This is a genomic window from Clostridium algifaecis (genome assembly GCF_017874415.1).
In the GTDB taxonomy this organism is placed as follows: domain Bacteria; phylum Bacillota; class Clostridia; order Clostridiales; family Clostridiaceae; genus Clostridium_B; species Clostridium_B algifaecis.
Genome location: NZ_JAGGLM010000001.1, coordinates 395,989 through 417,537, shown reverse-complemented (window position 1 = coordinate 417,537; position 21,549 = coordinate 395,989). Strand labels below are relative to the sequence as shown.

21 protein-coding genes are annotated in these 21,549 nt (G+C 30.2%); 4 read left to right on the top strand and 17 right to left on the bottom strand.

The features are described from left to right. The first annotated feature begins 6 nt into the window (after positions 1-6). Positions 7-849, top strand: a complete 843-nt coding sequence (locus J2Z42_RS02080; RefSeq protein ID WP_209700695.1) for a PHP domain-containing protein — start codon at positions 7-9, stop codon at positions 847-849. Positions 850-917: 68 nt separating this feature from the next. Here the strand turns inward: J2Z42_RS02080 and J2Z42_RS02075 are convergent, their stop codons facing one another. The 6 genes from J2Z42_RS02075 to J2Z42_RS02050 form a co-directional block, all read right to left on the bottom strand. After that, positions 918-2,318: an aminopeptidase gene (locus J2Z42_RS02075; RefSeq protein ID WP_209700694.1), complete on the bottom strand. Its 1,401-nt coding sequence runs from the start codon at positions 2,316-2,318 to the stop codon at positions 918-920. An 86-nt stretch (positions 2,319-2,404) separates the two neighbouring features. Further along, entirely contained in the window at positions 2,405-3,343 is a 939-nt protein-coding gene (locus J2Z42_RS02070) for a magnesium transporter CorA family protein (protein ID WP_209700693.1), read from the bottom strand. Positions 3,344-3,510: 167 nt separating this feature from the next. Beyond that, entirely contained in the window at positions 3,511-5,646 is a 2,136-nt protein-coding gene (locus J2Z42_RS02065; RefSeq protein WP_209700692.1) for a sodium-translocating pyrophosphatase, read from the bottom strand. Positions 5,647-5,841: 195 nt separating this feature from the next. Then, the gene (locus J2Z42_RS02060) at positions 5,842-6,333 is read right to left on the bottom strand and encodes a 5-formyltetrahydrofolate cyclo-ligase (RefSeq protein WP_342589986.1); all 492 of its coding nucleotides are present in this window, start codon (positions 6,331-6,333) and stop codon (positions 5,842-5,844) included. A gap of 23 nt (positions 6,334-6,356) precedes the next feature. Next, positions 6,357-7,304, bottom strand: a complete 948-nt coding sequence (gene hprK, locus J2Z42_RS02055) for an HPr(Ser) kinase/phosphatase (RefSeq protein WP_209700691.1) — start codon at positions 7,302-7,304, stop codon at positions 6,357-6,359. Between the two features lie 21 nt (positions 7,305-7,325). Next, positions 7,326-7,508: a DUF896 domain-containing protein gene (locus J2Z42_RS02050; RefSeq protein WP_209700690.1), complete on the bottom strand. Its 183-nt coding sequence runs from the start codon at positions 7,506-7,508 to the stop codon at positions 7,326-7,328. A 343-nt stretch (positions 7,509-7,851) separates the two neighbouring features. Here J2Z42_RS02050 and J2Z42_RS02045 point away from each other — a divergent pair, with 343 nt between their 5' ends. Both J2Z42_RS02045 and rocF read left to right on the top strand, forming a co-directional pair. Next, complete coding sequence (locus tag J2Z42_RS02045; RefSeq protein WP_209700689.1) at positions 7,852-8,028, top strand: aspartyl-phosphate phosphatase Spo0E family protein; 177 nt, start codon at positions 7,852-7,854, stop codon at positions 8,026-8,028. 163 nt (positions 8,029-8,191) lie between these two features. Beyond that, positions 8,192-9,082: an arginase gene (gene rocF, locus J2Z42_RS02040; protein WP_209700688.1), complete on the top strand. Its 891-nt coding sequence runs from the start codon at positions 8,192-8,194 to the stop codon at positions 9,080-9,082. A gap of 27 nt (positions 9,083-9,109) precedes the next feature. Here the strand turns inward: rocF and J2Z42_RS02035 are convergent, their stop codons facing one another. Both J2Z42_RS02035 and J2Z42_RS02030 read right to left on the bottom strand, forming a co-directional pair. Further along, positions 9,110-10,279 carry an FprA family A-type flavoprotein gene (locus J2Z42_RS02035; RefSeq protein ID WP_209700687.1) on the bottom strand — a complete coding sequence of 390 codons (1,170 nt, stop codon included), beginning with the start codon at positions 10,277-10,279 and terminating at the stop codon, positions 9,110-9,112. Between the two features lie 189 nt (positions 10,280-10,468). Then, positions 10,469-10,963 carry an ECF transporter S component gene (locus J2Z42_RS02030; protein WP_209700686.1) on the bottom strand — a complete coding sequence of 165 codons (495 nt, stop codon included), beginning with the start codon at positions 10,961-10,963 and terminating at the stop codon, positions 10,469-10,471. Between the two features lie 161 nt (positions 10,964-11,124). Here J2Z42_RS02030 and def point away from each other — a divergent pair, with 161 nt between their 5' ends. Next, complete coding sequence (gene def / locus J2Z42_RS02025; RefSeq protein WP_209700685.1) at positions 11,125-11,598, top strand: peptide deformylase; 474 nt, start codon at positions 11,125-11,127, stop codon at positions 11,596-11,598. Between the two features lie 75 nt (positions 11,599-11,673). Here def and J2Z42_RS02020 read toward each other — a convergent pair whose 3' ends face one another. The 9 genes from J2Z42_RS02020 to J2Z42_RS01985 form a co-directional block, all read right to left on the bottom strand. Further along, positions 11,674-13,050 (bottom strand): [FeFe] hydrogenase, group A, encoded by a 1,377-nt coding sequence (locus J2Z42_RS02020; protein ID WP_245331424.1) that lies wholly within the window; start codon positions 13,048-13,050, stop codon positions 11,674-11,676. Positions 13,051-13,070: 20 nt separating this feature from the next. Beyond that, positions 13,071-13,571, bottom strand: coding sequence for a 4Fe-4S dicluster domain-containing protein (locus J2Z42_RS14355; protein WP_245331423.1), 501 nt, complete (start codon positions 13,569-13,571; stop codon positions 13,071-13,073). Between the two features lie 45 nt (positions 13,572-13,616). Next, positions 13,617-14,372, bottom strand: coding sequence for a 4Fe-4S dicluster domain-containing protein (locus J2Z42_RS02015; protein ID WP_209700684.1), 756 nt, complete (start codon positions 14,370-14,372; stop codon positions 13,617-13,619). 15 nt (positions 14,373-14,387) lie between these two features. After that, positions 14,388-16,187 carry an NADH-quinone oxidoreductase subunit NuoF gene (locus J2Z42_RS02010; protein ID WP_209700683.1) on the bottom strand — a complete coding sequence of 600 codons (1,800 nt, stop codon included), beginning with the start codon at positions 16,185-16,187 and terminating at the stop codon, positions 14,388-14,390. Beyond that, positions 16,180-16,677, bottom strand: a complete 498-nt coding sequence (gene nuoE / locus J2Z42_RS02005; protein ID WP_209700682.1) for an NADH-quinone oxidoreductase subunit NuoE — start codon at positions 16,675-16,677, stop codon at positions 16,180-16,182. Before nuoE ends, J2Z42_RS02010 begins: the two co-directional genes overlap by 8 nt. A gap of 197 nt (positions 16,678-16,874) precedes the next feature. After that, a complete protein-coding gene (locus J2Z42_RS02000) occupies positions 16,875-18,587 on the bottom strand; it encodes a B12-binding domain-containing radical SAM protein (RefSeq protein WP_209700681.1) in 1,713 nt (570 codons plus the stop codon). Positions 18,588-18,702: 115 nt separating this feature from the next. Further along, entirely contained in the window at positions 18,703-19,266 is a 564-nt protein-coding gene (locus J2Z42_RS01995; RefSeq protein ID WP_209700680.1) for a class I SAM-dependent methyltransferase, read from the bottom strand. An 80-nt stretch (positions 19,267-19,346) separates the two neighbouring features. Next, positions 19,347-20,069, bottom strand: coding sequence for a zinc dependent phospholipase C family protein (locus tag J2Z42_RS01990; RefSeq protein WP_209700679.1), 723 nt, complete (start codon positions 20,067-20,069; stop codon positions 19,347-19,349). Between the two features lie 32 nt (positions 20,070-20,101). Then, positions 20,102-21,415, bottom strand: a complete 1,314-nt coding sequence (locus J2Z42_RS01985; protein WP_209700678.1) for a hypothetical protein — start codon at positions 21,413-21,415, stop codon at positions 20,102-20,104. Between the last annotated feature and the right edge of the window lie 134 nt (positions 21,416-21,549).

The following is a 21,549-nucleotide window of genomic DNA, read 5'->3' as shown; positions in this document are numbered from 1 at the left end:
ATTTTATTGTACAAAAAAGGAGATTTCCATATGCATTCTACAGCTTCTGACGGAGAACTCTCTCCTAAAAATCTGATTAATCTTGCAAATGAACAAGGCATAGATATTTTAGCACTTACAGATCATGACACAATATCAGGTTTAAATGAAGCAATTTCTGAGGGAATTAAAATTGGAATTGAAGTAATACCCGGCATAGAACTTTCTACTCTATATAAAGGTAAAAGTGTTCACATTTTAGGCTATTTTAAAAATTCAGAATATATAAATGACAGATTTAAAGTCTTTCTAAAGGAGATGACTGATTACAGAACACTTAGGGCTAAAAAAATAATAGATAATTTGTATAAATTTTTTAATATAAAATTAAACTATGATGATGTATTAAAAAAATCCAAGGGAATAATTGCAAGACCCCACATAGCTAAAGCCATTATAGATGCAGGTTATGACTATAGTTTTGACTATATATTTTCAAAATTTATAGGTGAATCCAGCCCTGCCTATGTTCCGAATAAAAAAATTGAAACGGAGGAAGGTATAAAAATATTAAAATCCATGTCAGCCATGGTTGTACTAGCACATCCTGTACTCGTAAAGATAAAAAATATTGAGGAACTTATTAAGCTCCCTTTTGACGGCATAGAGGCTATTTATCCTGCCAATTCAGATAATGACACAACAAAATTTATAAATTATGCAAATGAATACAGTAAAGTAATATCCGCAGGATCTGATTTTCACAGTGTAAATGTCAATGATTCAAGACATGCCTCTCTTCCAGGTGAAGTATACTTAGAAGAAAAAGAAATAAGCATATTTTTAAATAAATTAAATTCCATAAACTAAATAGACAAACTAAGGCTTATTTTCATACTAAGCCTTAGTCATATAATTCTGTTGCTATTTATTATTTACTATATTTCATTTAAAAATGCGCTGTATCCTTTAACAGCTTCATATATATCTGCCTTGCTTGCAACTTCCCATGGAGCGTGCATATTATGAAGTGCTATTCCGCAGTCTATAACCTGCATATTATACTCTGCAAGTATATAGGCTATAGTTCCTCCACCTCCCTGATCTACTTTCCCAAGCTCTGAAGCCTGCCAGGATATATTGTTGCCATCCATAATCTTTCTTATTTCTGCTATAAATTCTGGATTTGCATCATTACAACCTGACTTTCCTCTGGCACCAGTATATTTGTTAAATACTATGCCCTTTCCAAAATAAGCTGAATTATTTTTTTCCATTACAGATGGATAATTTGGATCAAAGGCAGCACTTACATCAGATGACAGCATTTTTGAATTTGTAAGGGCACGCCTTAATTTTAAATCACTATAATCCCCAGTTAAATCTATTATTTCAGCTACAGTATTTTCAAAAAACCTTGATTGCATTCCAGTAGCACCAACACTTCCTATTTCCTCTTTATCAACTAAAAGAGTTACACAAGTCTTATCAGGATTTTTTACTTTCATCATGGCATCAAAAGAAGTATATGCACATATTTTATCATCATGTCCATATGCCATTACCATACTTCTATCAATTCCATAATCTCTAGCTTTGCCTGCTGGGACTACCTCAAGTTCTGCGGATACAAAATCTTCTTCACAAATACCATATTTTTTATTTAATATTTCAAGTATATTTTGTTTTACCCTTGTTTTAATTTCTTTATCCTTTACAGGTATACTTCCAACTAATATGTTTAAATCTTCACCTTCAATAACCTTATTTCCTTTTTTGCCCATTTGGTCATTTGCAAGATGAATTAAAAGATCTGAAACACCTACTACAGGATCATCATCCTCTTCTCCAATTACTATGTTTACTTTTGTTCCATCTTTTTTAACTACTACCCCATGAATTGAAAGTGGAAGAGTTACCCACTGATATTTCTTGATCCCGCCATAATAGTGAGTCTCAAATAAAGCTAAATCAGTATCTTCATAAAGAGGATTCTGTTTTAAATCAAGTCTTGGTGAGTCTATATGTGCACCTAATATCCTCATGCCTTGCTCTATGTCACTTGATCCAATTACAAACAGTGCAACAGTTTTATCTTTATTGTTGGCATAAACCTTATCTCCTGGATTTAATTTCGACTTACTTTTTATAATATCATTTAAATCTTCATATCCATTTGCTCTGGCTCTTTTTATAAATTCCGCTGTACATTCCCTTTCAGTTTTACACTTTGACATGAATTTTTCATATTCATCAGACACTTTAAAAACTTCTTTTAAATCATTTTTTGAATACTTATCCCATGCATATTCATATTTTTTTTGTAAGTCTTTTGCCATATCTATCTCCCCTAACTATAATAATTTATATTTAATACATCACTATATGAGTACAATTAATAACTATATTTTATCACAAAAGTATACTATATCCACTTGTTTTTTCTAAATATGAATACAAGAGATACCGCTATTAATATCATAATTATGGTAATATAATGGCATCCATTTTCTATTTCCATAAGTGGTATACCTTTTAAATTCATTCCATACATACTCGCTATAAGATTTAACGGCATAAATATACTTGTAATTACAGTGAAAACCTTCATGAGTTCATTGGTTTTATTTGATATCTCAGATTCAAAAGCTTCTCTAACCAAGCCAAGATCTTGAACCAAACTTTCAAGGGAAAGCATCAATTTTTCTATTTTTTTGTTTAAGCTCATGAAGTATCCCAAACTATCCTTTTCTATTATCAGATTATCATTCAAGCAAAGACTGTCACCTATATATCTCAGTGGATTCAAGTATTTTCTCACTTTGTAAACCTGTCTCCTTAAAGTTATAAGACTGTTTAATTGCTCTTTTTTAGGATTTTTCAGAATGTTTATTTCAATTTTATCTGCCTCAGCTTCAAGCTTAGATATAATATCATAATTTCTTACTATTATTCTGTCCAATATGTAATATAATAATATATCAGATCGTGATTTATCTCTTAATATAAAGCAATTCTTCGATCCTTTAATATCATCTATCAATTCATTTATGATATCCATATTGTCCCTGTATACAGTGATTATTATTTTCTTGCTCAAAAAAACATTTAATTCTGTAGATACAACTATTTTATCCGAAAAATTTAGTATATTAAAGATTATAAAAATATAGTCATTGAAAAAACTTATTTTAGAATTTGCAGAAAAACTTTTACAATCCTCTATACTTTCGTTATCAATATCTATGAATTTATTCAAATTTTCGATTTCGCTTACATCTAAAATTATCCAGTAATAATCATCTTTTAGTTCTAATTTATAGGTAATATTTGTTAGATTATCATTTATGTCCAGTATTTTCATAAAAGCACCACCAATACAGCTTGTAACAAATAAAATTAATTGCGATTATTATTTTGTGCAAAAATTATAGTTATTAGTCCACATTATAGCTAAAAATTCACAATATAAAAAACAGCAGTAAATTTTAACTGCTGTTTTTTATATTAAAACTTTATTTTGAAAATCGATTAGCTAAATAAAGAAACAAATACAAGCGTCAACGTACTTATAAGCTTTATTAAAACGTGTATGGATGGTCCTGCTGTATCTTTAAATGGATCACCTACTGTATCACCAACAACAGCACCTTTGTGGGTTTCTGACTTCTTTCCACCAAGATTGCCAAGTTCTATAAACTTTTTAGCATTGTCCCAGGCACCACCACCGTTGTTCAAGAATAATGCCATTACAACTCCTGTTATAGTACATACCATTAAGAAACCTGCTGCAGCCTCTTTTCCAAGAAGTACGCCTACTAGAATAGGAGCACATATAGGTATTATTCCCGGTAATATCATTTGCTTTAAAGCTCCCTTTGTAACTATATCAACACAATTTGCATAATCAGGTTTGGCAGTCCCCTCCATTATACCCGATATTTCTTTAAATTGTCTTCTAACTTCTACAATAACATACTGGGCGGCTTTTCCAACTGAACGTATAGCTGCTGATGAAAAAATAAAAACAACCATCGCTCCTATAAAAGCACCTATAAATACTTGACTTTTGCCTATATCTACAGCAAATAAAGAATCTAAAGGTTTACCGAGTATTGTTTTTACCTGCTCCAGATATGCAAAGAATAAAAGGAAGGTAGCAAGTGCTGCAGACCCTACTGCATAACCTTTTGTTAAAGCTTTAGTTGTATTACCACAGGCATCCAATTTATCTGTTACAAGTCTTATGTCTTCTGGGGCTCCAGACATTTCCACAATACCACCTGCATTGTCTGTAATAGGTCCAAAGGTATCCATTGAAAGTATATATGCACAACTAGAAAGCATTCCTATAGTAGCAATAGCAATACCATAAAATCCACCATTTGATATATTAGGAAGTGCAAATTCTCCAAATTTATAAGATGCAAATATTACTGCAGAAACAGCTAAGACAGGAAGTGCTGTAGATTCCATACCTACAGATATACCTGTAATTATATTTGTTGCAGCTCCTGTTTTTGAAGCTTCAGCAATAGATTTAACAGGTCTGTATTTATATGATGTATAATAATCTGTAATTAATACAAATGCGTAACTTAAAGCTATACCACAGAAAGCACATAAATACAAATATAAATAATTTATATTTCCTCCACCAGGTAAAGTACCTGAAAACATAGATTTTATAATTAAAAATAAAAATACCAAATTCAATATAGTAGTAACTATATAACCTCTATAAAGTGCACTCATTGGGTTGTCTGTTTTATCATCAGCCTTAACAAAGAATATTCCAACTATAGAAGATATAATGCCTACAGCTCCTGTTACCAGTGGAAATAAAATTCCTTTCCATCCGAAAACAGGATATAGAGCAACTCCAAGTATCATAGCTCCTATATTCTCTGCCGCAGTTGATTCAAAAAGATCTGCACCTCTTCCTGCACAATCGCCAACATTATCACCAACTAAATCAGCTATAACTGCTGGATTTCTCGGATCATCCTCCGGTATTCCAGCTTCAACCTTTCCAACCAAATCAGCACCAACATCAGCAGCCTTTGTATAAATACCACCACCAAGCTGTGCAAAGAGAGCTACAAAGGATGCACCAAATCCGAAACCAACTAATAATGACGGAGCTTCTTTTATTAATACAGCACTATTTGACATTCCACCATAAATTAAAAATAATGCAGTTACACCTAAAAGTGAAAGTGACGTAACAGCTAGTCCTGTAACAGCACCACCTCTAAGTGCTATGGTTAAAGCAGAATTTAAACCTTTTTTAGCACCAGCAGCAGCACGTATATTAGAGTTAACTGCCATATACATTCCTATATATCCAGAAATACCAGAACACAAAGCACCAGTCACAAAAGCAATTCCAATATGCCATGCATATTTAGACGCTGTACCAGACCCTTTAGATAGATTGCCAAAATAATTTGCAGCAATAATAATTACAACAGTTATAAGTGCCAAAGAAAATATCGTTTTATACTGTCTTTTTATAAACGCCATGGCACCTTCTTTAATTGCACTAGATATATTCTGCATATCTTTAGTACCTTTTTCTTGAGAAAATATAAATTTGACAAGGAAAAGTATTGCACCTACAGCAATAATTATGGAGCAGAAAATAAGAACTAAATAGGAACTCATTAACAAGACCTCCTTAAGATTGGCATAAAATATAATTTCTCATATATAATTATATACTTATTATGTCAAAAATTCAATATCAGTCCTCTAATTTTAATTTTTGTCATTTTAAAGTAATTAAGCATTATTGTTCTTGAAAACAAAAAAGCAAGCAAATTTGTCCTTGAGTAAATCTGCTTGCTTTTTATTTTAAATTTAATTTGTAATTATACTATCTATCATAATATCATGTGTTTCTGTAGGTACAGTATCCAACACTTGAAAATCATAACATAATGCAATTTTTTTAGAATTTTTTTCTAATTTCTGCAGGAATCTATCATAATATCCTCCTCCATAGCCAATTCTACCACCTGAGCTATCAAATGCAACTCCAGGAATATACGACAAATCTATGGATTTTTCATCCACTTTAAATTCTGTACTTTCAGGTTCAAGTATATTATAGGCACCAGGTACAAGTTCACTAAATTTTTTTATTTCTACAGCTATCATACCTGATTTTTTTGATATAACTTTTGGAGTACATACTATTTTGCCGTCATATAATGCATTCTTTATGATTCTATGTGTATCTACCTCACTTTTATAACTTACAAATACAAATATGCATTTAGCTTTTTTATATTCTAAGCTATTTATGACCTTGTTAAATATTATATCATCAAATACCTTTCGTTTTTCTATATCTAAATTATCTCTAAGTGAAATTACATTTTTTCTAATTGCATTTTTTTTTTACTATTTTTCATTTTTTCTACTTCCCTTATCCTCTCACTTATCACATCTACGGGTGTAACATTCGTAGTGAGACTGTATCTATAGTTTGCTGCTGCCGCCTCTATTATAACAGCTAAATTTCTTCCAGGTCTTATTGGTAAAATTATTTTTCGTATAGGCACATCCAATATATTTACATAACTTTTATCTATACCGAGCCTATCATAATTTTCTCCTTCCTTCCACTGTTCTATATATATAACTAAATTAATTTTCTTACTTTTCAAAATAGAACTAAGACCATATAGTGCTGGAATATCTATTATTCCCATTCCTCTGACTTCAAGCATTCCAGATGTTATAAATGGTGATGTACCATGAAGTTCTCCTTCAATTTCTTTTATATCAACTGCATCATCTGCTACAAGTCTATGGCCTCTTTTTATAAGTTCAAGTGCAGTTTCACTCTTTCCTATGCCGCTCTCACCAGTTATAAGTATGCCAACACCGTATACATCTAATAATACACCATGAAGCCTGGTTTCTGGAGCTAATTTATAATCAAGATAATTCATAAGTTTATTTACGAATCTTGTAGATACGCTGTGGGTTCTAAGTAACCACCTATCATATTCAATTGCATTTTTCAACAACTCTTTGTGTGGAGGTAAATTTCTTGTTATTATAGTACATGGATTTTCAAATTCGAAATATTTTTTAAGCCTTTTTTCTCTTAAATCAGGCTGCATAGCATCCAAAAAGCTCCACTCAGCTTTACCTACAACCTGTACTCTTTTATTTGCAAAATAATTATAAAATCCACTAAATTGAAGTCCAGGTCTATTTATATCACTTACACTTATTTCATTCAATCGTTTACCTTCATTTAAAACTTCTAATTTTAAATCTTTTATTATATCCTTAACTGTTACTTTCATAATTTTCCCCCTAATTACAACTTACATCTCATTATTAGGTTTTTCTACCATATTATCAAGTTGAGCTCTAAAATTTTTCTTTATATTATCTATATATCTTTTCCTCAATTTTTTCTGTTCAACCTTTTCATTTTCCGTAAGTCCTAAAGTTTTACTTTTAGAATATAAAAAATTTATTCTCTTTACTACCTCATCTATGCTCAAAAGCTCTTCCTCCCGAAATACAATTAATATGATATTTATTATAGCACAAAAATCACAAATCTACTTCCAGCAATTTCGAAATTATTTTCTATAAATAATTTATACCAAAAAGTTTTAGACAATATTTTAATTTTGAAATTTTTTCCATGTCTTTCATATCAGTATATAAAGACAGATTTTTATGTTTTCCACATTTTCTCCACAGGATAATCCACATATTATCTACATAAGTTATGTTCATTTATGTAATAATATGTATATTATTGGCTTATAAAATATATGTTTAATTCATTAATATCTGCTAAAATAAATGTAGCAAATAAATATTATAGAGGTATATGTTATGAATATTAATCTGAAAACTTTAGAAATTAATATAATACAATCAAGAGAAAACTTATATAAAGCCATGAAAAACAATAACTTAACAGACGAAAAAGTAGTTAAATACAGCGAGGAATTGGACAAACTTATTTTAGAATACCAGATGAACGAAATTAAAACTAAACATTTATATTAAATTTACGAATTCGTATACATTTTTTCCTTATATTTGATAATATTTTAACATTAATATGCTTACAAAAATAAATATGATTTTTATTTTCTATACGTATATAATGTTTTATGTTGAAACATAATTAAATTAGACATTTTTATAAACTGGACTGGAGGTAAATCAAATGAACATAAGTATAATTGGAGTACCTATATTTCTAGGCTCTGGAATAAAAGGAGTAGAACTTGGTCCTAAAAAATTCAGAGAAAAAAATATATTAAAAATATTGGAAGATCAAGGCCATACTGTATATGATTGTGGAAATATCTATATAGATGATATACACAAATATAAGGATACTAGCCATATAAAATACTTAAAATCAATAATTCGTGTAAATAACAATTTGGCAAATGACGTATATAGCAATTTATGTGCTGGAAATTTTCCTCTTGTGCTTGGAGGAGATCATTCTTTAGGTCTTGGAAGCATAAGTGGTGCAAGCAAATTCAATAAAAATTTAGCTGTAATATGGATAGATGCTCATGGAGATATAAATACCGACAAAACTTCACCTACAGGAAATATACATGGTATGCCGCTTGCAGCTGCTATGGGCATTGGAAATGAAGATCTTGTAAATACATATTATAATGGACCAAAAATTGAGGCTAAAAATGTTTTTATATTAGGAGCAAGATCACTCGATCCAGGTGAAAAAGATCTTATAAAATCACTGGATATAAATGTTTATTCTACAGAAGATATAAAACACTTAGGAATTAAAAAGATATTGGAAGATATACATTCAAAGCTCAAACTTAACAACATAAAAAATGTACACTTAAGTTTTGACATAGACGTACTTGACCCCAAGTTTGTTCCAGGAACAGGAACACCAGTATCAAAAGGAGTTAACGTACTTGATATAAAAAATTGTCTAAAATATTTTATGGAAACAAAGCTTATAAGATCCATGGATATAGTTGAATTGAATCCTGTTTTAGATAAAAACGATATGACTTCAGATTTATGTATTGACTTGATATCAGATGCGTTTAAACATTATAAATAAAAAGCAGATAAAGAATCTGCTTTTTATTTATAATAAACTTAGGAATTTATCTAAAAACTCATCTGCTTTATGAAGTTTTTCATCATTTGGTACAAATTTAAACCTAAATCCTTCATCTACTACTTTAAATTTTAATGATTTTAACCTTTCTGTCATCATAGGTACGCCTTCACCGCTCCAGCCATAAGAGCCAAATGCACCTGCTGCTTTTCCTCTATTTGGTATAGAACATATACTCGATAACATATCCCATGCCGGTTTAACTGCATCTTGATTAATGGTAGGTGAACCTACAAGTATTCCATCAGCGCTATTTACAAGTGAAACAATTTCACCCATATCCATTGAAGTTATTTCATGTGCTTCTGCTTTTATTCCTTTTTTATTTATTTTATCTGATAAATATTCAGCAACTTTTTCTGTATTTCCATAAGCAGATATGTAAAATATCTGAACATTCTTCTCTTTTTTAGTATCTGTTGCCCATTCTTTGTATAATTCAATACACTTATCAATATCATCTATATGAACAGGTCCATGACTTGGAGCTACCATATCAAAATCAAGATCTTTAATTCTATCTAGTCCTTTTAAAACAAACTTTTTAAAAGGTCCCATTATTGCTTCAAAATAGTATTTCATTTCATCATCATAATCCAGTGAATTGTCTGTTATAGTATCATTCTTAGGACAATAATGACATCCTAGAAAATCACATGTGAACAATGTTTTTTTATCTTTTATATAAGTAAACATAGTATCCGGCCAATGGACGTTAGGAGATGATATAAATTCAAGTTTTGTTTTTCCAAGATCAATCTCTTCAGGTGCTACCATTTTTTTGAAATCTTTATTTACTATATCTTTAAGATACATAAGTGCTGCTCTTGAGCCAATCACTGTAGCCTCCGGGTATTTTTCGATTAAAAGTTTAAGAGACCCGCTGTGATCCAATTCAGTATGCTGAACTATTATGTAATCTAATTTTCTATTTCCTATAATACTTTCTATATTTGAAATATACTTATCAAAATATCCATTTTTAACAGTATCAATTACAGCTGCCTTTTCATCATCAATTAGATATGCATTATATGTAGTACCTTCTTTAGTATCCATTATAATATCAAAAGTTTCAAGTCCAGGATCCTGAACACCAACCCAGTATATATTATCTTTCAATTTCACACTATCCATATCAAAGACCTCCTAATTATAATTTTACAGTTATATTATATGAATATTATTTTAACACATATCTTTAACATTTTAAATAGTCAATAATAACTATCTACAAATAATTATTATAAAATAAATAACCAGATTATAAAAATTGAGCAGTCCGACACATAACGTGTACTAAAGACTGCTCAATTTTTACATATTTTATGCTTTTCTCAAATTTACTTTTAATGTCCTAAAAAGTATAGACAAGACAGTTAAAGATATAATTCCGTCAACCATGTGGTGAATTAAAGTACCTATTCCAACTACTACAAGAACCTTAAACATAGTAAAACCAAAAGGTATTACAAATATAGCTTCAAGTACAGCATGTACAGGTGCAGTAAGCACAATAACTTTTTTAAATGAAATTCCTCTTTTAAGCATAATAGCTCCAAAAAATCCTACAAGTATATGGCTTGATGCCCTCGCAGCAATTACAGCCGGGCTGGTAATTAAAAATCCAAGTGCAGAGCCAATTCCAACCATTACTGCAGGCACTGGTCCAAGGAACATGGAAAGAAACATTGGAACATGAGATGCAAGAGTAGCACTGAATGGTCCCAATTGAATCTTTAAAAATCCAAAGGCTGTAGGAATTATAATTGCAAGAGCTGTTAAAAGTCCTGAGTAAGTTAACTTTTTAATATTATTCATTAGTATTTCCTCCATGAAATTAGTGTATATACATTAGTATACTATATTATTTTACATATGTATATATATAATTATTTCCAAATTTTAGGTTTATAATTGATTGTTATTTTGAATATCTGTATAATTAATATATAAATGTTTTTCTACGAGGAGGTAATAACTTGGCAGTAAAGGAAGTATTAAAATATGGAAATAAAATTCTTAAGAGAGTTAGCAGACGAGTTGAAACTATAGATAATGATATTTTAAATATTGCACAGGATTTAAAAGATACATTATATAAAAACAGCGGCGGAATAGGTCTTGCTGCACCACAAATTGGTGTGCTTAAAAAAATTATAGTAATAGATTTAAGTGAAGATAAGTCCGGATTAATAACTCTTATAAATCCTAAAATAATAAAAAAGATTGGACACGAAAAAAGCACAGAAGGCTGTCTAAGCTATCCTGGATATGAAGGCATCGTAATAAGACCTAAAAAAGTTATTGTAACAGGAATGAACTTAAATGGAGAAGAAATAAAATACAATGCAGACGGTCTTCTTGCAAAAGCATTTTGTCATGAAATAGATCACCTGGATGGTATATTATATATGGAAAAAGCTAAGAAAATGTATAAACTTGATGAAGAATAAATTTTCAAAAAAATAATCCTCTATAAGTTATTTAAACTATTAGAGGATTATTTTAAAGTTACTTTTTAACATTAATTAGCTGGATTTATATTTTGTATGCAACAATTTATTAGATTTAGCTCCAAGCGGCTCTCCTAAAAAATCATTATATAATTTTTTTATTTCTGGATTTTCATGAGATTTTCTGCATGTAAGATTAGCATCATGATTATATAATCCTTTCTTTCTGTTACTATATGCTTCCTCTCTATCAGAATCAAATATAACTTTAGGCTGTCCACCTCCGCTTATACATCCCTCAGGACATGCCATAACTTCTATAAAATGGATATCACATTTACCTTCTTTTATAGACTCCATTAATTCTTTTACATGTTTTAATCCTGAAACCACTCCTACTTTAAGCTTAAAATCTTCCAAATCAACTTCTGCAGTTCTAAAACCTTCTTTGCCTCTTACCATGGTAAGATCTATTTTAGGAATAGGTTTTTTTGTATACAATTCATAACCTGTTCTAAGAGCTGCTTCCATAACTCCACCTGTTGAGCCAAATATAGTACCTGCCCCACTGTACATTCCAAGTGGTGTATCAAATTCTTCTTCACAAATAGTAGTAAAATCTATTCCAGCATCTTTTATTAGCTGTGCCAGTTCTCTTGTAGTTATAACAGCATCTACATCTCTATATCCACTATCGTGCATCTCTTCTCTTTCACTTTCAAACTCTTTACAGGTACATGGCATAACAGACACATTATATATTTTATCAGGATTAATTTTATTTATATCTGCACCATAAGTTTTAAAAATAGCTCCAGCCATCTGATTAGGGGATTTGCAACTTGAAAGGTTTGGTAAAAGTTCTGGATATGTCTGTTCTAGATACTTTACCCATGCAGGACAGCATGAAGTAAACATTGGTAAAACTCCACCTTGCATTAGTCTATTTATTAATTCACTTCCCTCTTCCATTATAGTAAGATCAGCACCAAGATTTGTGTCATACACCTTATCAAATCCTAATCTTCTAAGTGCAGCTGCCATCTTTCCAAAGCTTAAAGTTCCAAGTGGCAGTCCAAAGTCTTCACCTATAGCAACTCTAACAGCCGGTGCACATTGTACTATTTTAAATATATCCTTATTTTTTAATATCTCTTTGACCTTTTTTACTTGTCCTTTGTTATATGCTGCAAATAAAGGTTCATCAATATCATCCAGCATCCCTCTTTCAAATGCTTCTTTACTCATTGAAGTAGGAATATTATCATAAACAGATCTATATCCATTACATATCTGAATGCATTGTCCACACATAACACATTTTTCTGTATCTATTTTTTGAGGTTTACTTTGTTCTCCTTTTATTGCATCTACAGGACACACTTCCGCACATCGTCTACATCCTGTACATAATTCTCCATCTATATTTATCATAGAAGTACTAGATTCCATATTTAACATTCCCTTCTTTACTAAATTTTTTCTTTAGGCCTTACTAATTTTAAAGCATCTTTTGGGCATTCTCTAACGCATACAGGTTCTTTGCCATTTTCACTGCATAAATCACATTTATAAGCAGCTAGCTTAACCTTAGTTTCAATTTGTCCTGTAATTATATTGCTTTCAACTCTAGGCAGCAACTCTACAGCCCCTACAGGACATACCAGCGTACAGGTTTTGCATCCAATGCATGCATTTTCATTTATAATTACACTTTCACCACTTTTTAATATAGCATCAACAGGGCATGCACTTATGCAAGGTGCATCTTCACAATGTCTGCATTGAATAGGCATAACCATACCTTCATCTTTTACCATGAACAATTTTGGAGTTACTACTCTATTCATAGTCCCAATAGTTTTACCGTTATTATTTTCTCTATGACCTGCAGCACAAGCAATTTCGCAAGCTCTACATCCTATACATTTAGATGGATCTGCTACTACAAAAGAATTAAAATCTACACTCATTTAATTTACCATCCTTTCCTTACTTCAATTAGTAAGTATATTAAACTAACTATTTTCAAGCATATGTTTTACGTCACTAGCTGCAATTTTTTTCTTACAACTACTGCAAATAAGCTCTTTAGGTTCATTTATTCCAATCTTGTCATAAGCATATTTTACATGTTCTTCTGTAGCAAAATACTCTCCACACATATCGCATTTTACCATTTTAAATTTTTTGCCCCATATTTCTCTTTCTCCACTGTTATCTATAACTTTTATTGCATTAGTTGGACATACATTAGCACATGAAGCACATCCTATACAAGTTGAAGAAGGCTCATGATATGGAGTATCAACTTTTTTGTACATTCCTCTATTAATAGTTGAAATAGCTCCAACACCCATTTCGCTGCAAGCTTTCACACATAATCCACATAGAATGCAATTTTCTTTTGGATCTAGTTTAAATCTTTTTACTCTTTTTTCTTCAACTCCAAAAGCTTTAGCCATTTCACCTATTTCTTTATTTTCAGGACATTGTATTTTAAGAAGAGTAAGTATATTTTTTCTCATTCTTTTTATAGCATCTGAATTAGTTATAACCTTTACTTCTTTACTTATAGGAAATATGCAGGCCGTTACAATTTTTGAACGACCTCTATCTATAACCTCTACTACACAAAGCCTACAGCTAGCAAGTCCCGGCAGTGCATCACTATGGCATAATGTAGGCATATATATGTTATTTCTTCTAGCTATTTGTAATATAAATTCACCTTTTTTAGCTTCACAAACTTTTCCATCTATTGTAATTTTCATATTTAAATTCACCTCCTATAGAACTTTAACAGCATTAAATCTACAGATATTCATGCAATTTCCACATCTTACACACTGATCAGCATCTATTTCATATGATTTTTTGATTTCTCCTGTGATGCAATTACCTGGACAATTCTTTCTGCACATATCGCATCCAATACATTTCTCTTTATCTATAACAAAAGTAGTAAGCTTTTTACAAACTCCTGCCCTGCATCTTTTATTTATTATATGCTCTTCAAATTCATCTCTAAAATATCTGATAGATGCAATTACTGGATTTGGTGCACTTTTGCCAAGACTGTAGAGGGATGCCTTACTTGTCATTGAACTTATTTCTAAAAGTTCTTCTATATCCCCTTCTCTTCCGCCTCCATTACATATATCAGTGAGTATTTCAAGCATTCTTTTTATTCCTTCTCTGCAAGGTACACATTTTCCACAGGATTCCTCAGCTAAAAAGCTCAAGTAGTATCTTGTTACATCTACCATACAGGTTCTGTCATCCATTACGATCATACCACCTGAACCCATCATAGAATCAGCTTTGACCAAGGTATCATAATCTACAGGTAAATCCAAACACTCTCCTGGTAGACATCCTCCAGAAGGCCCACCTATTTGAACTGCCTTGAACTCTCTGTTATTTAATACGCCGCCACCTATATCATATATTATCTCCTTTAGTGTTGTTCCCATTGGTACTTCTACAAGCCCTGTATTTTTAACTTTTCCTACCAATGAAAATACCTTTGTCCCTTTACTATCCTTCATAGTTCCTATAGAACTATACCACTGTCCACCTTTTTCAATTATTATAGGTATATTTGCCCAGGTTTCTACATTATTCAAAACTGTAGGATGTCCCCAAAGTCCTTTTTCAGTAGTGTGTATATATTTAGCTCTAGGCTCTCCTACTTTTCCTTCTATCGATGACATAAGTGCTGTAGATTCGCCGCATACAAATGCACCACCGCCTCTTACTATCTGTATATCAAATGAAAAATTACTTCCTAATATATTTTTTCCTAGCAAATTTTCCTCTCTTGCCTTGTCTATTGCCTTTTGCATATTTTCTACAGCAAGTCCATATTCATCTCTTATATATGCAAATCCATTTGTACCTCCTATTGAATAAGCACAAATTATCATGCCTTCTATAACGCTATTAGGATCACCCTCCATTATGCTCCTATCCATAAAAGCTCCCGGATCTCCTTCATCACCATTACAAACCACATATATAGGGCTTGTATCAATATCTGCTGCAGTTTTCCACTTACGCCCGGTTGGAAATCCTGCTCCTCCTCTTCCTCTAAGTTTTGATTCCGATACTTCTTTAAGTACATCTTCAGGTTTCATACTACTTATTACTTTTTTTAATGCCTTATACCCTCCTCTTTCAATATAATCATCAAGGCTTGTTGGATCTATTTCACCTACATTTCTAAGAGCAATTTTATACTGTCTTTTGCAAAATTCACTTTCCTTATGATTTCTAAGTCTTTTTTTAGTAGAAGTTTCAAAATATAATAGCCTGTCTATTATTTCACCTTTTATCAAAGTCTTTTTTACTACCTCTTCTACATCATCTACTTTAACTTTAAAATATGCTATATTATCAGGATATATTTTTAGCAAAGGACCTTTTTCACACAGTCCATCACAACCTGTGCTTTTTAATTGAATATTTACTTCAGCATACACATTTAATTTAGCTATTTGAGATTTTAATTCTTCATAAACTTCCATACTGCCTTTTGCCAGGCAACCCGTACCGCAGCATACGTTTACAATTCTTTTATTACTCATTTCGCTCACCTCTATATCCATTAAGAATTTCTTCAACTTTTTTAGGTGTTAAGTTTCCATAATATTTATCATTTATCATCATAACAGGAGCTATTGCACAGCATCCTATACAATTAACTGTATTTATTGAGAATTTATGGTCTTCTGTAGTTTCACCAGGCTTAATTCCTAGTGCCTTTTCAAGTTCATCTATCACAATCATGGAGCCAGTAACGTGGCAGGCAGTCCCATCACACACTGTTATTATATTTTCTCCTTTCGGAGTAAGACTAAGTGCCTTATAAAATGTGGCCATACCATATAATCTACTTAAAGGTGTTTCTAAATGCTTAGCTAAATTTTCCATAGCTTCTCTTGGTATATACTTGTACCTTCTCTGTATATCTTGAAGAATAGCAAGAGTATATCTTTGTTCCTTAGGATATTTTTGAATTATATCCTGTCCATATAAATCATCATGCTTAGGATTTCGTTTCTCTGTGGTTAACATAAATATCCTCAACTCCCATAAAATAAATTTAATTTAAATAAATAATACTATAATCAGGTAAATAATTCTATATTTATGGCATAAGTAGAATTTTTAACTATATTCATATAATAATCAACTCATTAATTTCTTAAAATAAATAGGAGATGTATTAAAATAATTTTTTTAATACATCTCCTAAAAGGCTTATTTTCAATTTAAAACTTTATATTAAATAAGTTTATCTCCCTTTCACTTTTACCATCAAATACTATATATCCCCGTTTTTTATCTAAAACAGAAGTATCCTTAAACTTCTGTATATCTACAAAAAATTTTTCTATATGATAATTCCCGGAAACATCTATTTCACCTAATTTAATTTTATCCTTTATAATTTTTTCTTCGCTTTTAACTCTTTCTCTAATCAAGAAATCTGGAAGCCATCTTTTTTTGTTAAACTTAAGATAATCGTATTTTACTATTTCTTTTAGTTCAAAATTATCCTCTTTTAAAAGCTCTTCATTAAATTCTAAAAAAACCCTATAATATTCTATTGCAGATATATTTCTATTTAAATATCCTTTATTATAAAAAAAGTTTCCGAGTTCATTATAAAAATCAAAATGGGTATTGAATCTGCTTAAAAAATATTTTAATATATTGTTGAACTTGCCTGAATTATAATATTTATCAACAACTTCATCAATTCTCTTTAGAATTACTATTTCATGATAGCTAATTGAATCTGTCTTTAATATTTCGTATGGTGGATATGGTGAATACACCATATTCCACTTTTTAGCTTCATATCTCATAGATGAACCTTTTAAAAGTTTTAAAAACCCAAGCTGTATCTTTTCCGGTCTTATGGAATACACATCATTAAAAGAATTCTTAAAAGACTCAAAATCTTCTCCAGGAAGACCTGCTATCAAATCCAGGTGCTGGTTTATATTATGAGATTTTTGCACTTTCTTAACTTTATCTTTTATTTCATCAAAACTCACATGTCTGTTTATATTCTTAAGTATTTCAAAGTTAGTAGTCTGCACTCCAACTTCAAGCTGTATTCTACCTTTTGGTGCCCTATTCAAGACCTTTATTTCTTCATCTGTCAAAATATCAGCTGAAATTTCAAAATGAAATGTTACATCAACATTCTTTTCTATTATAAAATTCCATATATCCATAGCAAATTCAGGATTGCAGTTAAAAGTTCTATCTACAAATTTTATAAGCTTTGCGCCTTTATTTATTAGGAAATCTAGTTCTGACTTCACCCTGTTCTCATCTAAAAATTTTACGCCCTTTGTTATAGAAGACAAACAATATTTACAAGAAAATGGACATCCTCGTGACGATTCATAGTATACTATTTTATTTTCTAAGTTATCATTTTCATAATATGGAAAAACAATATTGTTCATATCTATGGACTCTCTATTTTCATTGAACATAATTTTATTTTCGTATTTTGAACAGAGTCCTCCTATACTTTTTAAGCTTGACAAATAGTCATCTAATGATATTTTGTTTTTTCTATATTCAATTTCCGTATTTATAAGCTTGTAATAAGGCAGCTCACCTTCTCCAGATATGACATAATCACCGCTATTTTCTTCGAGAAATTTCACGCAATCATATGATACCTCAGGTCCTCCATAAATTATTTTAATTTTAGGATTTATGAGTTTTATAAGTTTCGCTAAAGATGTACAATAATCTATGTTCCATATATAACATGAAAAGCCAACTATATCGGGACTTTCTTTCATTATTTCCTCTAGCATCTTTTCTCTTCTGTCATTTATTGAAAATTCTTTTATTATACAATTATATTGAAGCTTTTCTGTAAAAGCCCTCAAATATCTTACAGCTAAATTACTATGAATAAATTTTGCATTTATTGCTGAAAGTATTACCTTCACTTATCTTTTCTCCTTTAATAATTATTATTTTTAATTCTAGTTAAATATTTGTACACAATATTTATGATAAAACTTTTTATAAATTTTTACCATACCTTATTTATAAAAGATCGCTTTATACATCTTCAGTAATTGAGACTTCTTTTAATTCTTCTTGTTTTGACTCCTCTTTTTTACACTTATTTCTGGCTTTTATATAATATATATCTTCTGTAAAATTGTATTCTTCCATATCAAAATACTTGCTAACAATATTAACAGTATTTTCTTTTGAATCATCACCTGTTATATTAAAATCTCTTATTTTTATCACTTTCAATTTTTTGCCTGGAATTAATATTTTTATATCTCCATTAAAAATTCTACCAGGCCTTTTATCTATATCCCATATATAAAGCATCCCATCATCATTTAAATATTTATGTATTTGTTCTATAATAGCTCTTTTCTTGAATCTGGATCTTATTTTGTTAAATGAAAATAATAAAATACACAAATCATAATAACCCTCTTTTATTCTCTCTTTTTCTTCTTCTCCACTTATATATTCTATATTTATTCCATGGTTGAATTCTTTATATATATTATATACTATCCCTGTATTTTCAAGACCGATATCCAATAAATTTCCCCTGAATATTTCATTTTCCATATTTATAAATACTTCTTTCTTTCTCATAAGCTATCCTCCAATCCATATATTAGAAAATAAGTAAATATATATTATATAAGATGTTCTCTAAAAATAAAAAAAATCCTTCAATTTAATGAAGAATTTTTAAGAGATTTTATTTCATAATAATAATCAAGCATAAAGCCGGCGGTAGTTCTCTGTGCTTCTTTCAATATTGCAGAAGCTGTTCTTTCATATCTTTCATCCATTGGCCTTACCCCTAGATTTTTTACATAAGTACTATTCGCCATTATTGCATTGTTTTTTATATAATCTTCCAGTTTATCATATCTCACCAACTTGTCACTAGCAATAAAAGAATAATCTGACAGAAGTCTTCCTATAATCCAGAGTTCAAATTTTCTATGACTTTTAAGCAGCCTGTTGTTTACATGCTGCGGTACCGTCACATCCTGAATCAAGTGACATGCAGCACCAAAATAAAATAAGGATTTATCCATATCATCTTCTTTTGCAAACTCAATGGATTCATTATAATATTTTTTGCATTCCGTAAGGGCATTTGAAAATCCATAAAGACCCCTTCCTTTAATTACATGATAAAAGTGATTTGAGCTTTTAAAATCCTGATCCGCCCAGCTAACTCCTGAATTCATATTAAATATATTCTCTCTAAAATAATCAGATTCAATTTCATATCCATCATTTTTTAATATTTCAATTGATCGCATCATTATAAATTTATGCACTGTGCAATTAGTCTTCATTATCTTCTTCTTAAGAGGATTTACTGCAAAAAATAGTTTTTTGACCGCTCCTCCATAAGTTCTTTCGAATTTTTCCCTCATGTTAAAACTATCTCCTTTTTAAAACTCATATTTTAATCTCTTTTTACTTTTAAAATCAAAACAATAACAAAAATAGTTACTACAATAAGATATATATAGATATAATTATACTGACTTAAATTTTTAATGGTACTAATATTTTTTCTATTTACTATACTATATATGCATCCTTTGCTGCTGTCCAGTATTAGTAATCTCTTATTATAAATTTTAATGCTTTTTATTTTAGAGTTTTTATCAAATTTAATTTGTTCTCTCTGAACTTTAGGATACTTGAAACTATATAGTAAATTATCTATTTTATCATAAAAAAATATACAGTTTTTTTCATCTATATCTCCTGAATTATCCGCACAGATAGCCCCCAGGCTTGAAACTTTGGTATGCTGATATATAGGTGACGGTGGATTCATACTTGGATGATTTTCAAGCAGGAAATCCAATTTAGATTTATTATTTCCCTTGAATTTAGGAGATGTAACAGGATCTCCACCGCTGTAATCAGGCCATCCATACCATAGTCCCTTCTTTATTTCATATATATAATCTGTGTCGCCAATAACAGCTCTTGATCCTCTATTTTCCATGCCTCCAATAGCACATACAAGCTTATTTTCATTAAAATCCATACCCGTAACATTTCTTATGCCCCAGGCAAAAGTGCTGCTTTGTTTTCCATTTATGTCATAAACTACAATCGATGAATTACCCGGGAAATGTTCTGGTACTATTTGGCCTTTAATACTTTTTGTTCCATAACTTTGAAATGCTCCTGTTCTATTATTTCCAAAATTTATTCCCTTTAATGTTATGTCATTTGGAGTTATATCGCATACATAAGGTTGTGATTTTATCCAATCATTATCTTTTCCTACTACACCTGAATTGGTGGCAGCTCCAATCGACACATATATGTTATTTCCATTTATTCTTATAAGACTTTTATTATAATCTCCATAGTTTGGAATTCCAGATGCAAATTCCTTATTGCTTCTATTTTTTATATCATAACAATATATTTTATCTTTAGATATGTAATAAAGCTTACCATCCTTATAATCTATGCTGTTTATATCAAAATTGCTCTTTTTAATTAAATTATAGCTTTTGCCGTTTTTCTCTATTGCCTGAATTTTAGAAGGATATGCTATGTAATAATTTCCAATATTATCTGAAGTAAAATCTACAGCATCTTTCAAACCTTTATAGCTTACACTATAATTTAAATTTTTATTTTCCAATTTTAAATCCGGTACATTTCCACCTTTATAAAAATAAATTCTAATACTGTAGGCAACTATGAATACTACAACTGAACAAAATAAAATTTTCAAAAATTTTCCCATATATACTCTCCTAAATTTTTTAACTCTTGATACATATATATTTAAAAATAAGTTGGTATATGAATATTATTATTTTTAAATTATAAAAGAATATATTTATGTCTCTTTTCATACTTATTAATAAATCTATATTA

Excerpts from the sequence above, each read along its gene's own strand:
- J2Z42_RS02075 (WP_209700694.1), bottom strand. The coding sequence starts at position 2,318 with ATGGCAAAAGACTTACAAAAAAAATATGAATATGCATGGGATAAGTAT.
- J2Z42_RS02070 (WP_209700693.1), bottom strand. The coding sequence starts at position 3,343 with ATGAAAATACTGGACATAAATGATAATCTAACAAATATTACCTATAAA.
- J2Z42_RS02065 (WP_209700692.1), bottom strand. The coding sequence starts at position 5,646 with ATGAGTTCCTATTTAGTTCTTATTTTCTGCTCCATAATTATTGCTGTA.
- hprK (WP_209700691.1), bottom strand. The coding sequence starts at position 7,304 with ATGAAAGTAACAGTTAAGGATATAATAAAAGATTTAAAATTAGAAGTT.
- J2Z42_RS02045 (WP_209700689.1), top strand. The coding sequence starts at position 7,852 with ATGAATATTAATCTGAAAACTTTAGAAATTAATATAATACAATCAAGA.
- rocF (WP_209700688.1), top strand. The coding sequence starts at position 8,192 with ATGAACATAAGTATAATTGGAGTACCTATATTTCTAGGCTCTGGAATA.
- J2Z42_RS02035 (WP_209700687.1), bottom strand. The coding sequence starts at position 10,279 with ATGGATAGTGTGAAATTGAAAGATAATATATACTGGGTTGGTGTTCAG.
- J2Z42_RS02030 (WP_209700686.1), bottom strand. The coding sequence starts at position 10,963 with ATGAATAATATTAAAAAGTTAACTTACTCAGGACTTTTAACAGCTCTT.
- J2Z42_RS02020 (WP_245331424.1), bottom strand. The coding sequence starts at position 13,050 with ATGGAATCTAGTACTTCTATGATAAATATAGATGGAGAATTATGTACA.
- J2Z42_RS14355 (WP_245331423.1), bottom strand. The coding sequence starts at position 13,571 with ATGAGTGTAGATTTTAATTCTTTTGTAGTAGCAGATCCATCTAAATGT.
- J2Z42_RS02015 (WP_209700684.1), bottom strand. The coding sequence starts at position 14,372 with ATGAAAATTACAATAGATGGAAAAGTTTGTGAAGCTAAAAAAGGTGAA.
- J2Z42_RS02010 (WP_209700683.1), bottom strand. The coding sequence starts at position 16,187 with ATGAGTAATAAAAGAATTGTAAACGTATGCTGCGGTACGGGTTGCCTG.
- nuoE (WP_209700682.1), bottom strand. The coding sequence starts at position 16,677 with ATGTTAACCACAGAGAAACGAAATCCTAAGCATGATGATTTATATGGA.
- J2Z42_RS01995 (WP_209700680.1), bottom strand. The coding sequence starts at position 19,266 with ATGAGAAAGAAAGAAGTATTTATAAATATGGAAAATGAAATATTCAGG.
- J2Z42_RS01990 (WP_209700679.1), bottom strand. The coding sequence starts at position 20,069 with ATGAGGGAAAAATTCGAAAGAACTTATGGAGGAGCGGTCAAAAAACTA.
- J2Z42_RS01985 (WP_209700678.1), bottom strand. The coding sequence starts at position 21,415 with ATGGGAAAATTTTTGAAAATTTTATTTTGTTCAGTTGTAGTATTCATA.